This window comes from Streptosporangium sp. NBC_01810, from assembly GCF_035917355.1.
Lineage (GTDB): Bacteria > Actinomycetota > Actinomycetes > Streptosporangiales > Streptosporangiaceae > Streptosporangium.
The window spans coordinates 6,385,506-6,400,060 of record NZ_CP109070.1 but is presented as its reverse complement, the minus strand read 5'-3'; the positions used below and the strand labels follow the sequence as shown (position 1 = coordinate 6,400,060).

Sequence of the window (14,555 nt, the reverse complement as noted above, 5' to 3'; positions counted from 1 at the left end):
TCCGCGCGGAGGCGGTGGTTCTCGTCACGCAGGCGCAGGGCCTCCGTCTCGAGTACCAGGATTCGCTTGATGCCCGCGAGGTTGATGCCCTCCTCCTGGGAGAGCCGCTGGACCTCGCGGAGCATCATGATGTCGCGGGTGGAGTACAGACGTCCGCGTCCCGCCGTACGACCTGGGCTGACCAGGCCGAGACGGTCGTACTGGCGAAGGGTCTGCGGATGCAGACCGGACAGCTGGGCGGCCACCGAGATCACGTAGACGGGTGTGTCGTCCGACAGATCGAAGTAGTTGGCTTCCATGGCTACTCGCTTCTGGCCTGTTCGATCAGGTCCGCCCGCGGGTCACCACCCGAGGTGGCGTCGCGGAACTCCTCAAGGGCACCCCTTGCCTTGTCCTCCAACTGCTGTGGCACCAGAACCTCGATCGTGGCGAGCAGATCGCCCTTGGTGCCGTCCTTACGCGCCACACCCCTGCCGCGCACCCGGAAGGTGCGGCCGTTCGGGGTGCCCTCGGGGATGCGCAGCGTGACCGGCATTCCCTTGAGAATCGGCACCTTGATCTCGGCTCCCAGCGCCGCCTCGGTGAAGGTGACCGGGACGGTGACCGTCAGGTTCTCTCCCGTCCTGCCGAACACGGAGTGCGGCTTGACGTGGATCTGAACGTAGAGGTCACCGGCGGGGCCGCCGTTCTCACCGGGCGCGCCCTTCGTCTTGATCTTGATGCGCTGGCCGTCGCCGACCCCTGCCGGGATGCGGGCCTGGATCGTGCGGGTGCTCTTGCCCCGCCCGCTCCCATCACACACCTGGCACGGGTCGTCCACCAGCAGGCCGCGGCCCTTACAGTCGCGGCACGGCTCGGAGAAGGCGAAGTTTCCGAGGTTACGGCTGGCCGCCCCGGTGCCCTCGCAGGTCGGGCAGACCCGCGGGGTGGTGCCGGCCTTGGCGCCGGTGCCCCCGCACACGGTGCACGCGGAGGAACTGGTCAGGCGGAGCGAGACCGTGCTGCCCTCCACCGCCTCGGAGAAGGAGAGCGAGACCTCGGACTCGATGTCCTGGCCGCGCCGTGCCCTGCTCGTCGTCCCGGTGGGGCGGCTCGCGCCACCCCGGTTGAAGAGGCCGCCGAAGATGTCGCCGATGCGCTCCCCGGCGCCACTCTGCTGCTGATGGGTGCCCCCGAACAGGTCTCCCAGGTCGAACGGGAAACCACCCGCACCGGTGCGCGGAGCCCCTCCACCCCCCGCGTAGCCGCCCAGACCCGATCCGAACAGCGTCCGCGCCTCGTCGTACTCCTTGCGGCGCTTGGTGTCGGACAGGATGTCGTAGGCCTCGGAGACCTCCTTGAACTTGGCGGTGCTCTCGGAGGTCGCCGAGCTTCCGGGATTGGCGTCCGGGTGATACTTCCTGGCCAGCTTCCGGTACGCCTTTTTGATCTCATCGGCCGTGGCGGTCTTGGGCACACCAAGGACGGCGTAGTAGTCCTTCTCCAAGTAGTCCTTGGTGCTCATCCACGTTCCTTCTTAGAGATTGGATCTTGGGGGGTCAGTTGTCGTCCGCGGCGGGCTCTTCGGGCTCGGCCACCGCGACTCGCGCGGGGCGGAGCACTCGCTCGCCGATCCGGTAACCGGGCTGCAGGATCTCCACGCAGGTCGGCTCTGTGACGTCGGGGGAGTAACTGTGCATCAGTGCCTCGTGCACCGTCGGGTCGAACGGCTCACCCTTGGTGCCGAAGGAGCTCAGCCCCAGCTTCCCCGTGGCCGCCTCCAGTGACTCGCTCACCTTGGCGAAGCCGCCGGTCAGCTCGCCGTGGTCGCGGGCTCGGCCGATGTCGTCGAGGACGGGCAGCAGTTCGGCCAACGCGCCGGCCACCGCCTGCTCCTTGACCAGCGCCCGGTCCCGCTCGACCCGCTTGCGATAGTTGGAATATTCGGCCTGAAGACGCTGCAGGTCCGCGGTGCGCTCGGCGAGCTGGGTGGCCAGCTCGATCGAGGCCAGGTCGGACGCCAGGGAGGACGGCTTGTCGGCCTGCTCCCTGTCGTTCTGACCCGTGGCCTCCGCCGGGGCCGCCCCGCGGGCCTGTCCCGTCTCCGGGTCTATCTTCCGGTTGTCGCGGATCACCGGCTCCTCCTCGGAACCGTTCTCGCGCGTGCTCACGCTGCTGCTCCCCTCGGCTTTCCGATCATCACTTGGCGCTGTTGTCGCGCTTCGGCTCGTCGTCCACGATCTCGGCCTCGACCACGTCATCGTCGGCCTTCTGTCCGGCGGTGGCGTCCGCCTCGGGGGCGCCGTCCGGGGCCTCGGACCCCTGCGACTGAGCGTAGATGGCGGAACCCATCTTCTGGCTGACCGTGGCGAGCTTCTCCGCGGAGGCGCGGATCTCGGACGAGTCGGTGCCCTCCAGAGCCTTCTTGAGCTCGGCGACGGCCTCGTTGACCTCGTTCTTGATGTCGTCCGGGACCTTCTCGGCGTTCTCGCCGAGGAACTTCTCGGTCTGGTAGACGAGCGAGTCGGCGTTGTTGCGCGTCTCGGCCTCTTCGCGGCGCTTCTTGTCCTCGTCGGCGTAGGACTCGGCCTCGCGCATCATGCGCTCGATGTCGTCCTTCGGCAGCGCGGAGCCGCCGGTGATCGTCATCGTCTGTTCCTTGCCGGTGCCGAGGTCCTTGGCGGAGACGTTGACGATGCCGTTGGCGTCGATGTCGAAGGTGACCTCGATCTGCGGGATACCGCGCGGCGCCGGGGCGATGCCGGTCAGCTCGAAGGTGGCCAGCTTCTTGTTGTACGCCGCGATCTCGCGCTCGCCCTGGTAGACCTGGATCTGCACCGACGGCTGGTTGTCCTCGGCCGTGGTGAAGACCTCCGAGCGCTTGGTCGGGATCGTGGTGTTACGCTCGATGATCTTGGTGAAGATCCCGCCCTTGGTCTCGATGCCCAGCGACAGCGGGGTCACGTCGAGCAGCAGGACGTCCTTGACCTCGCCCTTGAGCACACCGGCCTGGAGGGCGGCGCCGATGGCCACGACCTCGTCCGGGTTGACGCCCTTGTTGGGCTCCTTGCCGCCGGTCAGCTCCTTGACGAGGTCGGCGACGGCGGGCATGCGGGTCGAGCCGCCGACGAGCACCACGTGGGCGATGTCGGAGACCTTGATGCCGGCGTCCTTGACCACCTGGTTGAACGGGCCCTTGCACCGCTCGAGCAGGTCGGCGGTGAGCCGCTGGAACTCGGCGCGGGTGAGCTTCTCCTCCAGGTGGAGGGGACCCTCGGCCGAGGCGGTGATGTAGGGCAGGTTGACGGAGGTCTCCGACTGGCTGGAGAGCTCGATCTTGGCCTTCTCCGCGGCCTCACGCAGGCGCTGGAGGGCCATCTTGTCCTTGGTCAGGTCGACGCCGTGGGCGTTCTTGAACCGGGTGGCGAGCTCGTCGACGACGCGCTGGTCCCAGTCGTCACCGCCGAGGTGGTTGTCGCCGCTGGTGGCCTTGACCTCGACGAAGCCGTGGCCGTCCTCCTGGCCGACGTCGAGCAGGGACACGTCGAAGGTGCCGCCGCCGAGGTCGAAGACGAGGATGGTCTCGTCCTTGTCCTTGTCCAGGCCGTAGGCGAGCGCCGCGGCGGTGGGCTCGTTGATGATGCGCAGCACGTTGAGGCCGGCGATGGTGCCGGCTTCCTGGGTGGCCTGACGCTGGGCGTCGTTGAAGTAGGCGGGAACGGTGATCACCGCGTCGGTGATCTTCTCGCCCAGGTAGGCTTCGGCGTCCTGCTTGAGCTTCTGCAGGACGAAGGCGCTGATCTGCTGCGGGGAGAACTTCTTGCCGTCGATCTCGACGGACCAGTTGGTGCCCATCTCGCGCTTGACAGAGCGAATCGTCCGGTCGACGTTGGTGACGGCCTGCCGCTTGGCGACCTCTCCGACGAGGACCTCGCCGTTCTTCGCGAAGGCGACCACGGACGGCGTGGTCCGCGAACCCTGGGCGTTGGCGATGACGGTGGGCTCACCGCCCTCAAGAATCGAGACGACGGAGTTGGTCGTCCCCAGGTCGATACCTACCGCACGTGCCATGAGTACGTCCTTGTAGTCAAAGTTGAGTCGATGGGACTCATAGTGGAACCTCGGGTGAGGTTTGTCAAACGACTTGAGTCTATTGGGCTCAACCTTCGACCGGGTGGGAGCATTCCCGATTTCCAGGAAACGGGTAGTGTTCTCCATCCCCTCCGACGAGGGAGCGCGCGTGGTCGTTCCCGGCGGTGACCGAAGGCCGTTCGGTCACCGTCGGCGGGACGGGGTCCTGCAGGGGCGCCGCGTCAGCGGGCGCCGTCGACCACCTTGCGGGAGCCGAGAGGCTTCTTGAGCTTGACCGTCGTCACCTTCAGGATGGCGATCTCGATGCAGGCGACGTTCTGGGCCTTGCTGCTCGGGCCCTCCCACAGGGTGACGGTCACCCGTTTGGAGGTCTCTCGTACGGTGACCCGGTCGAGCACGTTGCACGGCTCCACCCCGGACCACCAGGTGATCCGCAGGCTCCGGCCGTCCTTCGACGGTTTCGCCTTCAGCCACCTGACCTTGCGGGGATTGACTGTGTGGCCCTCCGGTCTCGTCGGTCTGGGGGCGCCGCCGGTGGGTTCGTCCCGGGGTGCCACGGTGTGGCTCGCCGGCTCCGAGGGGCCGCCGGTAAGGGCGGTGCTCCGGCTCACAGGCTGCGAGGGGGCCGTGGCGCTGGGGTCGGTGCCGCAGCCCAGGGCCAACAGAAGGCTTCCGGCCAGGATGGGGGTCGCGATCATACGCATACCCCTAAGACGGATCGGAGTCCCGCCGGGTTCAGGACGCCCTGACGTCGCGGTGCCGCACCTCGGTCATGACCGCCTGAACCGTGACGAAGTCATCGCCTGAACCGTGACGAAGTCATCGTCGACGTGTGGCGGCGTCAACCCTTGGTGCACGGCGGTCGCGCACGGCGTCGGGTCGATCCGCCCGGTGGAACGGTGCCGATAGGCTGCGAGGAGTTTCGATCCCCGATTTCGAGGTGCTCACATGATCGCGATTCTTGGAACCGGCAAGATGGGGGAGGCCCTGCTGTCCGGGCTGCTCAGAGCCGGGTTCAAGCCGGGCGACGTGATGGCGACGGCGCGGCGTGCCGAGCGGGGCGAGGCCCTCGCGGAGCGGTACGGCGTGCGGGTGGTCTCCAACGCCGAGGCCGCCAAGAGCGCCGACACGATCATCCTCACGGTCAAGCCGCAGGACATGGGGGCCCTGCTCGCCGAGATCGCGGCGCACCTGCCGGCCGACCGCCTGGTCATCTCGGCGGCGGCGGGGATCACGACCTCGTTCGTCGAGTCGTGGCTTGGCGCCGAGATCCCGGTGGTCCGGGTCATGTCCAACACGCCGGTGCTGGTCGACGAGGCGATGAGCGTGATCTCGGCGGGAGCACACGCCTCCGAGGAGCACCTGCGGCGCGCCGAGGACCTGTTCAGCCCGGTCGGCAAGGTGCTGCGCATCCCCGAGTCGCAGCAGGACGCGGCCACGGCCCTGTCGGGCAGTGGTCCCGCCTACTTCTTCTATCTCGTCGAGGCCATGGTCGACGCCGGAATCCTGCTCGGCATGCCCCGTGCCGCCGCCCTTGACATGGTCACCCAGTCGATCGTCGGCGCGGCGATCATGCTCCGTGACTCGGGCGAGCACCCGGTGATACTGCGCGAGGCGGTCACCTCGCCGGGTGGCACCACCATCGCCGCCATCGCCGAGTTGGAGCGGCACAGTGTCCGCGCCGCCTTCCTGGCCGCCATCGAGGCCGCCAGGGACAGGGGACGCCAGCTCGCCGAGGGCTGAGTTCGCCCCTCCGCCAGGAAATCTATTAGGAAATTTTCCTATAAAACGGCATCATTTCCCACGGAACTCCGGGGGAGATGGGGCGATCGTGGAGCAGGCCGTACTGGCTGATGATCAGCGGGAACTCGGCGGACCCGCCGTCTGGACACGGAGCTTCCTGCTCTTCTTCACCGCCAGGTCGATCTTCTCCTGGTCCCCGCGGTCCGGGGACTGCGCCGGGTGTCCCCCGCCTGACCGTGCCGTCCCGCGTCCGGCCGGCCGGGGAAGGACATTCCAGGTGGTGTCCCGGGCAGCGGTGCCGCGTACCGGGACGCAGGACCATTAATTGCAATAAATCATGATATTTCGCTCAGATGAAAACGGTCACATCCTCCAAGACGCCTGCGTAAACCGCATTCCGTACACGTGCGGTAACGTCGATCTGGGAGTAGGAAGATCGGGCCGTGGCGCGCGACGTCGCGACCAGACAGGGAGTGCGCATGAGCCGGTCCGTGCGGGTTGTCTGGGACGATGCGCTCATCTCCTACGATTTCGGTCCGGGGCACCCGCTCGCGCCCGTACGAGTCGAGCTGACCATGGCGCTGGCCAGGGAGCTCGGTGTGCTGGACCTGGTGGAGATGAGCGGCTGTGCGCCCGCCACCGACGACGAACTGGCGCTCGTCCACAAGCGTGACTACATCGAGGCCGTCAAGCGGGTTTCCGCCACCGGGCGACGCGACCTGGCCTACGGGCTCGGCACCGAGGACAATCCCGCCTTCGCCGGGGTACACGAGGCGTCCGCGCTGATCACCGGGGCCAGCCTGGCCGCGGCACGCGCGGTGTGGACCGGTGAGGTCGAGCACGCGGTCAACATCGCGGGTGGTCTGCACCACGCGATGGCCGCCTCGGCGAGCGGGTTCTGCGTCTACAACGACCCGGGCGCGGCGATCGCGTGGCTGCTGGCCCAGGGGGCGTCCAGGGTCGCCTACGTGGATGTGGACGTGCATCACGGCGACGGCGTGCAGGCGATGTTCTACGACGATCCCAGGGTTCTCACCATCAGCCTGCACGAGAGCCCCCGCACGCTCTTCCCCGGCACGGGCTTCCCCGAGGAGTGCGGCGTGGAGGGCACCGCGGTCAACGTGGCCCTACCCGCCGGATGCGGCGACAGTGACTGGCTTCGGGCCTTCCACGCGGTGGTCCCGCCGCTGCTGCGGGAGTTCGCCCCCGACGTCCTGGTCACTCAGCACGGCTGCGACAGCCACGCCCTCGACCCGCTGGCCAACCTGATGCTCAGCCTGGACGGCCAGCGCGCCGCGTACGCGGCGCTGCACGAGCTGGCACACGAGACCGCGGGCGGGCGGTGGGTCGTGACCGGCGGAGGGGGATACGAGCTGGTGCAGGTCGTGCCCCGGGCGTGGACCCATCTGCTCGCGGAGGTGGCGGGCCACCCGCTCGATCCGAGGACCACCACCCCCGAGACATGGCGCAAGTTCGTCAAGGAACGGACCGACCAGTCGGCACCCCTGACACTGACCGATGGCCGAAATCCGGAATTTCGTTATTTCTCAACTGGTTATGACCCAGCAGACTCGATCGACCGGGCCATCATGGCGACAAGGAAGGCCGTCTTCCCCTTCCACGGCCTCGACCCCTTCCCGTGACCGGGGTCCCCGGATCTCCCAGGTCCCTCCAGGAGGGGAATCGGCACGCCACGGGAGAGGGGGCGCGGGTGAGAGGCGGGATGAGTGATCCGTCCGAGGGACTGCCTGAGCGGCCGAACCATGACGCGCAGCGTCGCCGGTCAGCCGACAAGCCGGTCAGCCGACAAGCCGGTCAGCCGACAAGCCGGTCAGCCGACAAGCCGGTCAGCCGACAAGCCGGTCAGCCGACAAGCCGGTCAGCCGACAAGCCGACAAGCCGGTCAGTCGATAAGCCGGTCAGCCGACAAGCCGGTCAGCCGACAAGCCGGTCAGCCGACAAGCCGACAAGCCGGTCAGTCGATAAGCCGGTCAGCCGACAAGCCGACAAGCCGGTCAGCCGTGAGGACGCGCCGGTGACCGGACTGAGGAGCGAAGGAGCGAAGCGGATGAGTGAAGCGGATGAGTGACGAGGGAAGTCACCGGACTCCAGCACCCGAGCCGCGACGCGCAGCGTCGCCGTTGACCCGTGCCGAGCTTCGTGAGCACCTGGTTCGGACCCGGATCGCCGGTGATGTGGCGACCAGCCGGGAGAACAACCTGGACCACTACCGGTCGCTGGCCAACCGTGATCCGCACTACCTGTTCGGGCTGACCGTGGACGGCGCCTGGTCCTATCGGGACGTGCTGGAGTTGATGGTCAAGTCCGCCGGGGTGGTGGCCGATCCGCTGCACCGGGAGGGCCAGGACACCATCGACCCCGACCGTACGATCGAGGCGGTCGAGAAGATGGGCGACACGATCGCGGGAGTGCTCGGCAGGGGCAATCCGCAGATCCTGATCGCCACCGGGCACCCCACCGGCCTGCTCACCGTTCACCTGGCTCTGGCCCGGATGCTCAGGGCGTGCGGGGCGGTCCTGATGAGCCCGGCCGAGGGCTGGTCGTACTGGGGGAGCGGGTTCGGCCGCAGGCGCAAGATCCGTTATCTGGACGATGTCGCGATGCTCGACGACAAGGGCGCCTTCGTGCACACCCACGACCCGGCCCCGATGCGGGCCATGATCGCCGAACTTGGCGCGGACCGTCCCGATCTGGTGATCGCCGACCACGGCTGGGCCGGAGCGGCGGGCGAGGCGGGCATCCTCACCGTCGGATTCGCCGACAGCAACGACCCCGCGCTCTTCGTCGGGGAGGCCGAGGGCAAGATCGCGGTGACCGTCCCGCTTGATGACAACGTGCTACCGAGGTATTACGAGCCGCTGACACACCACCTGGTCAAGAGGGTCGCGCGAGCCCTCTGAGACGGGGGATGCGCAAATTAGGGCATCCTTATACCGGCATTTCGCGCCTGCATTCCACAGAGCTCGCCGACCGTTTGCCAACTTTTTGGCGATTGTGGGCGACTCTAATAGGAGACAGTTGGTCCGTTCCAAGATCAAAAGCAGGGGCACGGTCCGGCTGCTGGCCAGCGATTTTGTCGGTTTCGCTGACGCGAGGCTCCGAGGGCTGAGAAAATAGGGGGTTTGCGTGCCCGGCCTCCCGGCTTACGCTGACGGCAGTACACGTGCGTGAGCAATGGCACCAGTGGGGATAACCCGGATACACGTGCGGAAGAGGCGTCCGATGGGTGCAGGCGAAAGACCTCTCAGCGAGGTGAAGTTCCTGACGGTGGCAGAAGTGGCCACTGTCATGAGGGTGTCCAAGATGACTGTGTACCGACTCGTGCATTCGGGCGAGCTGCCGGCCATCCGGGTCGGTCGATCCTTCCGGGTGCCCGAACAGGCGGTGCACGATTATCTCAGGGATGCCTACATCGAGGCAGGTTGAGACAGGGGGCTCGGCGCGCGGAGCCGGGCGGCCGGTGGAGGAACATCCGGCCGCGAGGTGGGCGAGGCGCGCTGGACGGCTCGCGAGTCCTGTCTCTTCCGGTCTGACCGAAGCAAGTTTTCCGGTCCGACAGGTATGTGGCAGGTCTCTGTCTCGTCGAGGTAGCGACGTGTTCGCCACGTCGTGAGTTGATGTGCTCGGGGTCCCCCGGGGGCGATCTACCGTGGATCGCCGGTAGTCTGTTGTGCCGGTGTGCTATCGCGCACCGGTTCGGCAATCTCGGCTACCAGCTACCTGGGGGTCCCGTGGGCTCTGTGATCAAGAAGCGCCGCAAGCGCATGGCGAAGAAGAAGCACCGCAAACTTCTGAAGAAGACCCGCATCCAGCGGCGTAACAAGAAGTAACAGCGCGGATCTGCGAGGCGCCGATGACCCACACCGTGCTTGTCACCGGGGTCTCGCGCCACATCGGCGCCCGAGTGGCGAGCGTTCTCGCGGATGACCCGGATATCGACCGGGTCATCGGAGTGGATACGGTGCCGCCGCCTTCGCTCTCACGTGATGGCGGCGTACCTCTCGGCCGGACGGAGTTCGTCCGCGTCGATCTGCGCAGCCCCGACATCGCGCAGGTGATCGCGGCCGCCGACATCGACACCGTCGTTCACATGAGCCTGGTGAGCGCTCCTCCCCGGAGCGGTGGCCGGGCGCTCATGAAGGAGCACAACGTCATCGGCACCATGCAGTTGCTCGGTGCCTGTCAGCGGTCCGCGACGGTCCGCCGCGTCGTCATGCGCTCCACCACCGCCGTCTACGGTTCCTCCTCGCACGACCCCGCGGTCTTCACCGAGAACGCCGAGCCGGGGGAGCCGCCAAGCCACGGCTATGCCAAGGACGCCTCCGAGGTGGAGGGCTACGTCCGGGGCTTCGCCAGACGGCGCCGTGACGTGGTCGTGTCGACGCTCAGATTCGCCAACTTCATGGGCCCCGGCGTCGACTCCCCGCTGACGCGTTACTTCGCCCAACCCGTCCTGCCGACCGTGTTCGGGTTCGACCCGCGGCTGCAGTTCGTTCACGAGAACGACGCGGTCGAGGTGCTGCGGCGGATGGCGACGGAGGACCACCCCGGCACGTTCAACGTGGCCGGGGACGGTGTGCTGCTGCTGTCGCAGTGCGCGCGCAGGATGGGCCTGCTCCCGGTGCCGGTGCCCTCTGTCGTTTTCCGCCTCATGGGCGACCTCGCCCGCGGTACGGGGCTGGTCGACTTCTCCCCCGAGCAACTCCGCCTGATGTGTCACGGACGTGTGGTCGACACCACCCTGCTGTCCGCGGCTCTCGGCTGGAGGCCGAAGTTCTCCACCGCCGCCGCCTTCGAGGATTTCGTCCGCGCGCGAGACCTGGCCGGCGGCCTGCCCCTCGCCATGATGGACATGTTGTCCCGGGCAGTGGCGAAATGAGCGCGGTGGCGAAATGAGCGAGGCGGCGAATGAGAGCGGGGAGGCCGACGTCATCCCCATCACCCGCGCCCGCGTCTCCGATGAGGCGTCGGACGATCCTTTCCTCGGGGTGCCGACGGGTGGAGGCGACGATCAGAGGCCGGCCGAGCTGCTCGACTTCCTACGGCGCCGGGTGACCGGAGACTACGAGGTCGACGAGTTCGGGTTCGATCCGGAGCTCACCGACAGGGTGCTGCTGGAGCTGATCCGCCCGCTGTACCGCCACTGGTTCCGCACCGAGACCGTCGGCCTGCACAACGTGCCCGATGACTCCGGTGCCCTGGTCGTGGCCAATCACTCGGGCACCCTCCCGCTCGACGGGCTCATGCTTCAGGTGGCCCTGCACGACGACCACCCCGCGCGCCGCGCGCTCCGGCTCCTGGGGGCCGACCTGGTCTACCGGCTTCCGGTGCTCGGTCACCTGTCCCGCAAGACCGGCCACACCCTCGCCTGCCGCGAGGACGCCGACCGGCTGCTCCGCAAGGGCGAGCTCGTCGGTGTCTTTCCCGAGGGATTCAAGGGGGTCGGCAAGCCGTTCTCCGACCGCTACCGGTTGCAGCGCTTCGGGCGGGGCGGCTTCGTCGCCTCCGCCATCCGCGCGGGCGTGCCGATCGTTCCCTGCGCCATCGTGGGTGCCGAGGAGATCTACCCCAAGATCGGCGATATGCGTTTCCTGGCCAGGGCGCTAGGTCTTCCCTACCTGCCCATCACGCCGCTGTTCCCCTGGTTCGGGCTCCTCGGGCTGGTCCCGCTCCCGTCCAAGTGGATGATCGGCTTCGGTGAGCCGATCCGTACCGACGAGTTCGACCCGGCCGACGCCGATGACCCGATGCTGGTCTTCAACCTCACCGACCAGGTCCGGGAGATCATCCAGCAGCAGCTGGACGAACTCCGGCTCCAGCGTGGCCACGCCTTCCCGCCCTTCTCCTGAGGCACTGCCGGCACTTCCCGCGACGGGAACCGTCCGCGCTGCCGGACCGGATCACGGTCGCTCGTACGGCAGGCTGACCGGAGCCGGGCCAGGCCGTCCTGTGAGCGGCGGGGCGACGCGCGGGTCAGTCGCCGGAACGGTAGTGGCGGCGCAGGGCGATGGCGGCGGCGACGCTCCCCGCGAGGGCCCCGGCGCCCGCCGCGATGGGCAGGCCGATCAAGGTCGCCTTACGCCCCGTGCGGAAGTCTTTTATCTCCCAGCCGTTCTCCCTGGCGAAGTCGCGCAACTCGGCGTCGGGGTTGATCGCGGTGGCGCGGCCGACCAGGGAGAGCAACGGCAGATCGTTGGCCGAATCACTGTAGGCGGAGCAGCGGGTCAGATCGAGCCCCTCCCTGCGGGCCAGAGCCCTGACGGCCTCGGCCTTGGCGGGGCCGTGGAGCAGGTCGCCGACCAGGCGGCCGGTGTAGACGCCGTTCTCGGTCTCCGCGACGGTGCCGAGGGCACCGGTCAGGCCGAGGCGCTGGGCGATCACGCGGGCCAGCTCCACCGGGGTCGCGGTGACCAGCCAGACTCGCTGACCGGCGTCGAGGTGTGCCTGCGCGATGGCGCGGGTGCCCGCCCAGATACGGTCGGCCATCACCTCGTCGTAGATCTCCTCGCCCAGCCGGATGATCTCCTCGACCTTGCTGCCCGCCACAAACGCCAGCGCGGTCTCCCTGGCCTCTGCGATGTGGGCGGGGTTCTCGTCGCCGCGGACCCGGAAGACCATCTGGCCGAGCGCGAACCTGAACAGGTCCTTGCTGGTGAACAGGCCTCGGGAGGCGAGGCCCCGGGCGAAATGGTAGATGGACGCGCCGCGCATCATGGTGTTGTCGACGTCGAAGAAGGCGGCGGCCACCGGGTCGGGTTCGGCCATCGGCATCGCCACGGCGGCTGCGGCCGCGACCTCCCCGGCCGCTTTCTCCTCGGCCGTCGTCGTTTCGCCCCGTCGTCGTAGTAGCCGCCTCATAGCACCTCAGCTTAACCGGGACATGGGGGAGAGATCGGTAGCCGTGATGTTAGCCAAATGTGGCATCTCGGTGTCATACGGCATCGCGCGAGCCGAGATCCGGACCGGCACGGCTTCCGAAGGAACAGACTATTCGGGCGGCGCCAGACCGTCGATGTAGTTGAGGTAAACGTGGGCCTTGCGCTGGTCCTCGGCGTCCATCTTGGGGAGCATCCCGCTGATCTGGGTGCGCTGTTTCTGGACGAAGCGCTTGAGTTCCCTGGCGCTCGAGGCGTCACGGCGCCGTACCTGTTTGAGGGAGGTCACCGCGGAGCGAGTGGTGTCCTCCATTGCCTGGAGGGTCTCTCCGATCATGTACTCGCGCTCGCCGCCCAGGAGCTTCTCGACCTCGCGGGCACGGGTCTCCGCGTAGCCGAAGGAGCGTTCGGCGCGTTCGGCGTCGTCGGTGCTCAGGTGGAACAGGGTCCTCTCGGCGGCGCGCTTGAGCGGGTAGAAGGTGTCGCCGGGCATCGACCGGTAGGTCCATACGCCGGAGGTGACCATCGAGGCCACCAGGGCGACGCTTAGCAGTTGGGTGAACAGTCCCGTACCAGGCCTGCGCCGGGAGTGCCGTGGGCCGGTCGGCGGCCGCTCCGAGAGGTCCTCTCCGGGAGGCCCCTGCGTGAGCTGCTCGCGGAGCCTGGCGTGGAACTCGGGATGGGGGACGGCCGCCATGCGGTTGCCGAGGCGCGACACGCGGTTTTGGATGTGAGCCTGCGATCTCCGCGAGATTCCAGGCAGCCACTTCCCCATGAACGCTCCCTGCCGCCCCCGGCTCATGATCCATCGGTATCACTTGCCTAACGACGACTCCGCACGCCAGGTTACGCGCTGCACCGGCATCGGCATGGTGAACAATCCTTCCGGGCACGGCCGGACCGGGGATTCTCCCCGTCGGCTCCCACTCCTGGGGTGTCTCGGGGTCCCGGGGTGCCCCGGGGTGGCTCGGGGCCTGCCCGGAGTCTCCTGGAGGCTTCCGGTGCCTCCCGGGGCGTCTCGGGATGGGGGAAGGGGTGCGGACGAGGCAGGGAGGCGGTGTCAGCCCAGGTCCGAGGGGAGCGCGCGGGCCAGGGACCGGATCGCGCGGAACTGCAGCGCCTTGATCGCGCCGCTCTTCTTGCCCATGATGAGCGCGGTCTCCGCCAGCGACATGCCGTGCAGGAAACGCAGCACCACGCACTCCTGCTGCTCGGGGCCCAGGTCACGGACGGCGCCGAGCACCCGGTCGCTGATCATCGAGATGACGACGGCGTTCTCCGGGATGTGCGGGCCGTCGAGCGGGGTGTCGATCACCTCGGCCGTTGTGACCTCAAGACGGTACCTGCCGGACTTGAAGTGATCGGTGATCAGGTTCCTCGCGATGGTCACGAGCCAGGCCCCGAAATCACGCCCTTGCCACGTGAAGTCAGTGATCCGGCGGAGCGCGCGGAGAAAGGTCTCGCTCGTGAGATCCTCGGCCAGCGGGTGTGAGCCGACCCGGAAATAGACATAGCGGTAGACCAGGGTGAGGTAGCGATCATAGAGCGTGCCAAAAGCATCCGTGTCTCCGGTTTTGGCACGCAAAACGAGCCTCCGGAGTTCTTCGGAGGCGTCCTCACGCAGAGTGAGGTCACTACTGCGGACGGGCTGGGCCATCCCGACGGTCGTGGGGAGGTGCCCGGCGAGCGGCCACGTTTCAGGCATCCGGTATCCCTGAGGGGAAAAGGGGGTACGGCGTGCCTGATCACTCTAGGAAACCAAGCGGTAATTCCACAATCCACTTCGAAGCGCCGTGACTGGGGGTAATCGCCAGATATGGTGTGGGGTCGGTTGTTTCACGCCGA

The 14,555-nt window shown here is 67.7% G+C and carries 14 protein-coding genes and 1 pseudogene; 7 read left to right on the top strand and 8 right to left on the bottom strand.

The genetic code is table 11. The features are described from left to right. Positions 1 to 46 precede the first annotated feature (46 nt). The 5 genes and pseudogenes from OIE13_RS28590 to OIE13_RS28570 form a co-directional block, all read right to left on the bottom strand. A pseudogene (locus tag OIE13_RS28590) lies at positions 47 to 299 on the bottom strand (heat shock protein transcriptional repressor HspR); the annotation flags it as partial. A 2-nt stretch (positions 300 to 301) separates the two neighbouring features. Then, positions 302 to 1,504: a molecular chaperone DnaJ gene (dnaJ, locus tag OIE13_RS28585; protein WP_326646773.1), complete on the bottom strand. Its 1,203-nt coding sequence runs from the start codon at positions 1,502 to 1,504 to the stop codon at positions 302 to 304. Positions 1,505 to 1,538: 34 nt separating this feature from the next. After that, positions 1,539 to 2,150: a nucleotide exchange factor GrpE gene (gene grpE, locus OIE13_RS28580; RefSeq protein WP_326646775.1), complete on the bottom strand. Its 612-nt coding sequence runs from the start codon at positions 2,148 to 2,150 to the stop codon at positions 1,539 to 1,541. Positions 2,151 to 2,178: 28 nt separating this feature from the next. Beyond that, positions 2,179 to 4,050: a molecular chaperone DnaK gene (dnaK, locus tag OIE13_RS28575; protein WP_326646776.1), complete on the bottom strand. Its 1,872-nt coding sequence runs from the start codon at positions 4,048 to 4,050 to the stop codon at positions 2,179 to 2,181. Positions 4,051 to 4,292: 242 nt separating this feature from the next. After that, entirely contained in the window at positions 4,293 to 4,769 is a 477-nt protein-coding gene (locus OIE13_RS28570) for a hypothetical protein (RefSeq protein ID WP_326646777.1), read from the bottom strand. A gap of 250 nt (positions 4,770 to 5,019) precedes the next feature. Here OIE13_RS28570 and proC point away from each other — a divergent pair, with 250 nt between their 5' ends. The 7 genes from proC (at position 5,020) to OIE13_RS28535 (ending at position 11,684) form a co-directional block, all read left to right on the top strand. Continuing rightward, positions 5,020 to 5,814 (top strand): pyrroline-5-carboxylate reductase, encoded by a 795-nt coding sequence (gene proC / locus OIE13_RS28565; RefSeq protein ID WP_326646779.1) that lies wholly within the window; start codon positions 5,020 to 5,022, stop codon positions 5,812 to 5,814. A 479-nt stretch (positions 5,815 to 6,293) separates the two neighbouring features. Beyond that, the gene (locus tag OIE13_RS28560; RefSeq protein WP_326646780.1) at positions 6,294 to 7,457 is read left to right on the top strand and encodes an acetoin utilization protein AcuC; all 1,164 of its coding nucleotides are present in this window, start codon (positions 6,294 to 6,296) and stop codon (positions 7,455 to 7,457) included. Positions 7,458 to 7,895: 438 nt separating this feature from the next. Beyond that, positions 7,896 to 8,735: a phosphatase gene (locus OIE13_RS28555; RefSeq protein ID WP_326646781.1), complete on the top strand. Its 840-nt coding sequence runs from the start codon at positions 7,896 to 7,898 to the stop codon at positions 8,733 to 8,735. 322 nt (positions 8,736 to 9,057) lie between these two features. Then, positions 9,058 to 9,261 carry a helix-turn-helix domain-containing protein gene (locus tag OIE13_RS28550; protein ID WP_012887307.1) on the top strand — a complete coding sequence of 68 codons (204 nt, stop codon included), beginning with the start codon at positions 9,058 to 9,060 and terminating at the stop codon, positions 9,259 to 9,261. A gap of 305 nt (positions 9,262 to 9,566) precedes the next feature. Then, positions 9,567 to 9,665, top strand: a complete 99-nt coding sequence (locus OIE13_RS28545) for a 30S ribosomal protein bS22 (protein WP_018654693.1) — start codon at positions 9,567 to 9,569, stop codon at positions 9,663 to 9,665. 23 nt (positions 9,666 to 9,688) lie between these two features. Next, positions 9,689 to 10,714 (top strand): NAD-dependent epimerase/dehydratase family protein, encoded by a 1,026-nt coding sequence (locus OIE13_RS28540; protein ID WP_326646784.1) that lies wholly within the window; start codon positions 9,689 to 9,691, stop codon positions 10,712 to 10,714. A gap of 13 nt (positions 10,715 to 10,727) precedes the next feature. Continuing rightward, positions 10,728 to 11,684 (top strand): lysophospholipid acyltransferase family protein, encoded by a 957-nt coding sequence (locus tag OIE13_RS28535; RefSeq protein ID WP_326646785.1) that lies wholly within the window; start codon positions 10,728 to 10,730, stop codon positions 11,682 to 11,684. A 124-nt stretch (positions 11,685 to 11,808) separates the two neighbouring features. Here the strand turns inward: OIE13_RS28535 and OIE13_RS28530 are convergent, their stop codons facing one another. From OIE13_RS28530 to OIE13_RS28520, 3 genes are all read right to left on the bottom strand, one after another. Then, positions 11,809 to 12,693, bottom strand: a complete 885-nt coding sequence (locus OIE13_RS28530; RefSeq protein WP_326646786.1) for an HAD family hydrolase — start codon at positions 12,691 to 12,693, stop codon at positions 11,809 to 11,811. A gap of 129 nt (positions 12,694 to 12,822) precedes the next feature. Further along, a complete protein-coding gene (locus OIE13_RS28525) occupies positions 12,823 to 13,428 on the bottom strand; it encodes a DUF5667 domain-containing protein (protein ID WP_326646787.1) in 606 nt (201 codons plus the stop codon). Between the two features lie 342 nt (positions 13,429 to 13,770). Beyond that, a complete protein-coding gene (locus OIE13_RS28520) occupies positions 13,771 to 14,415 on the bottom strand; it encodes a sigma-70 family RNA polymerase sigma factor (protein ID WP_326646788.1) in 645 nt (214 codons plus the stop codon). Positions 14,416 to 14,555: the final 140 nt, after the last annotated feature.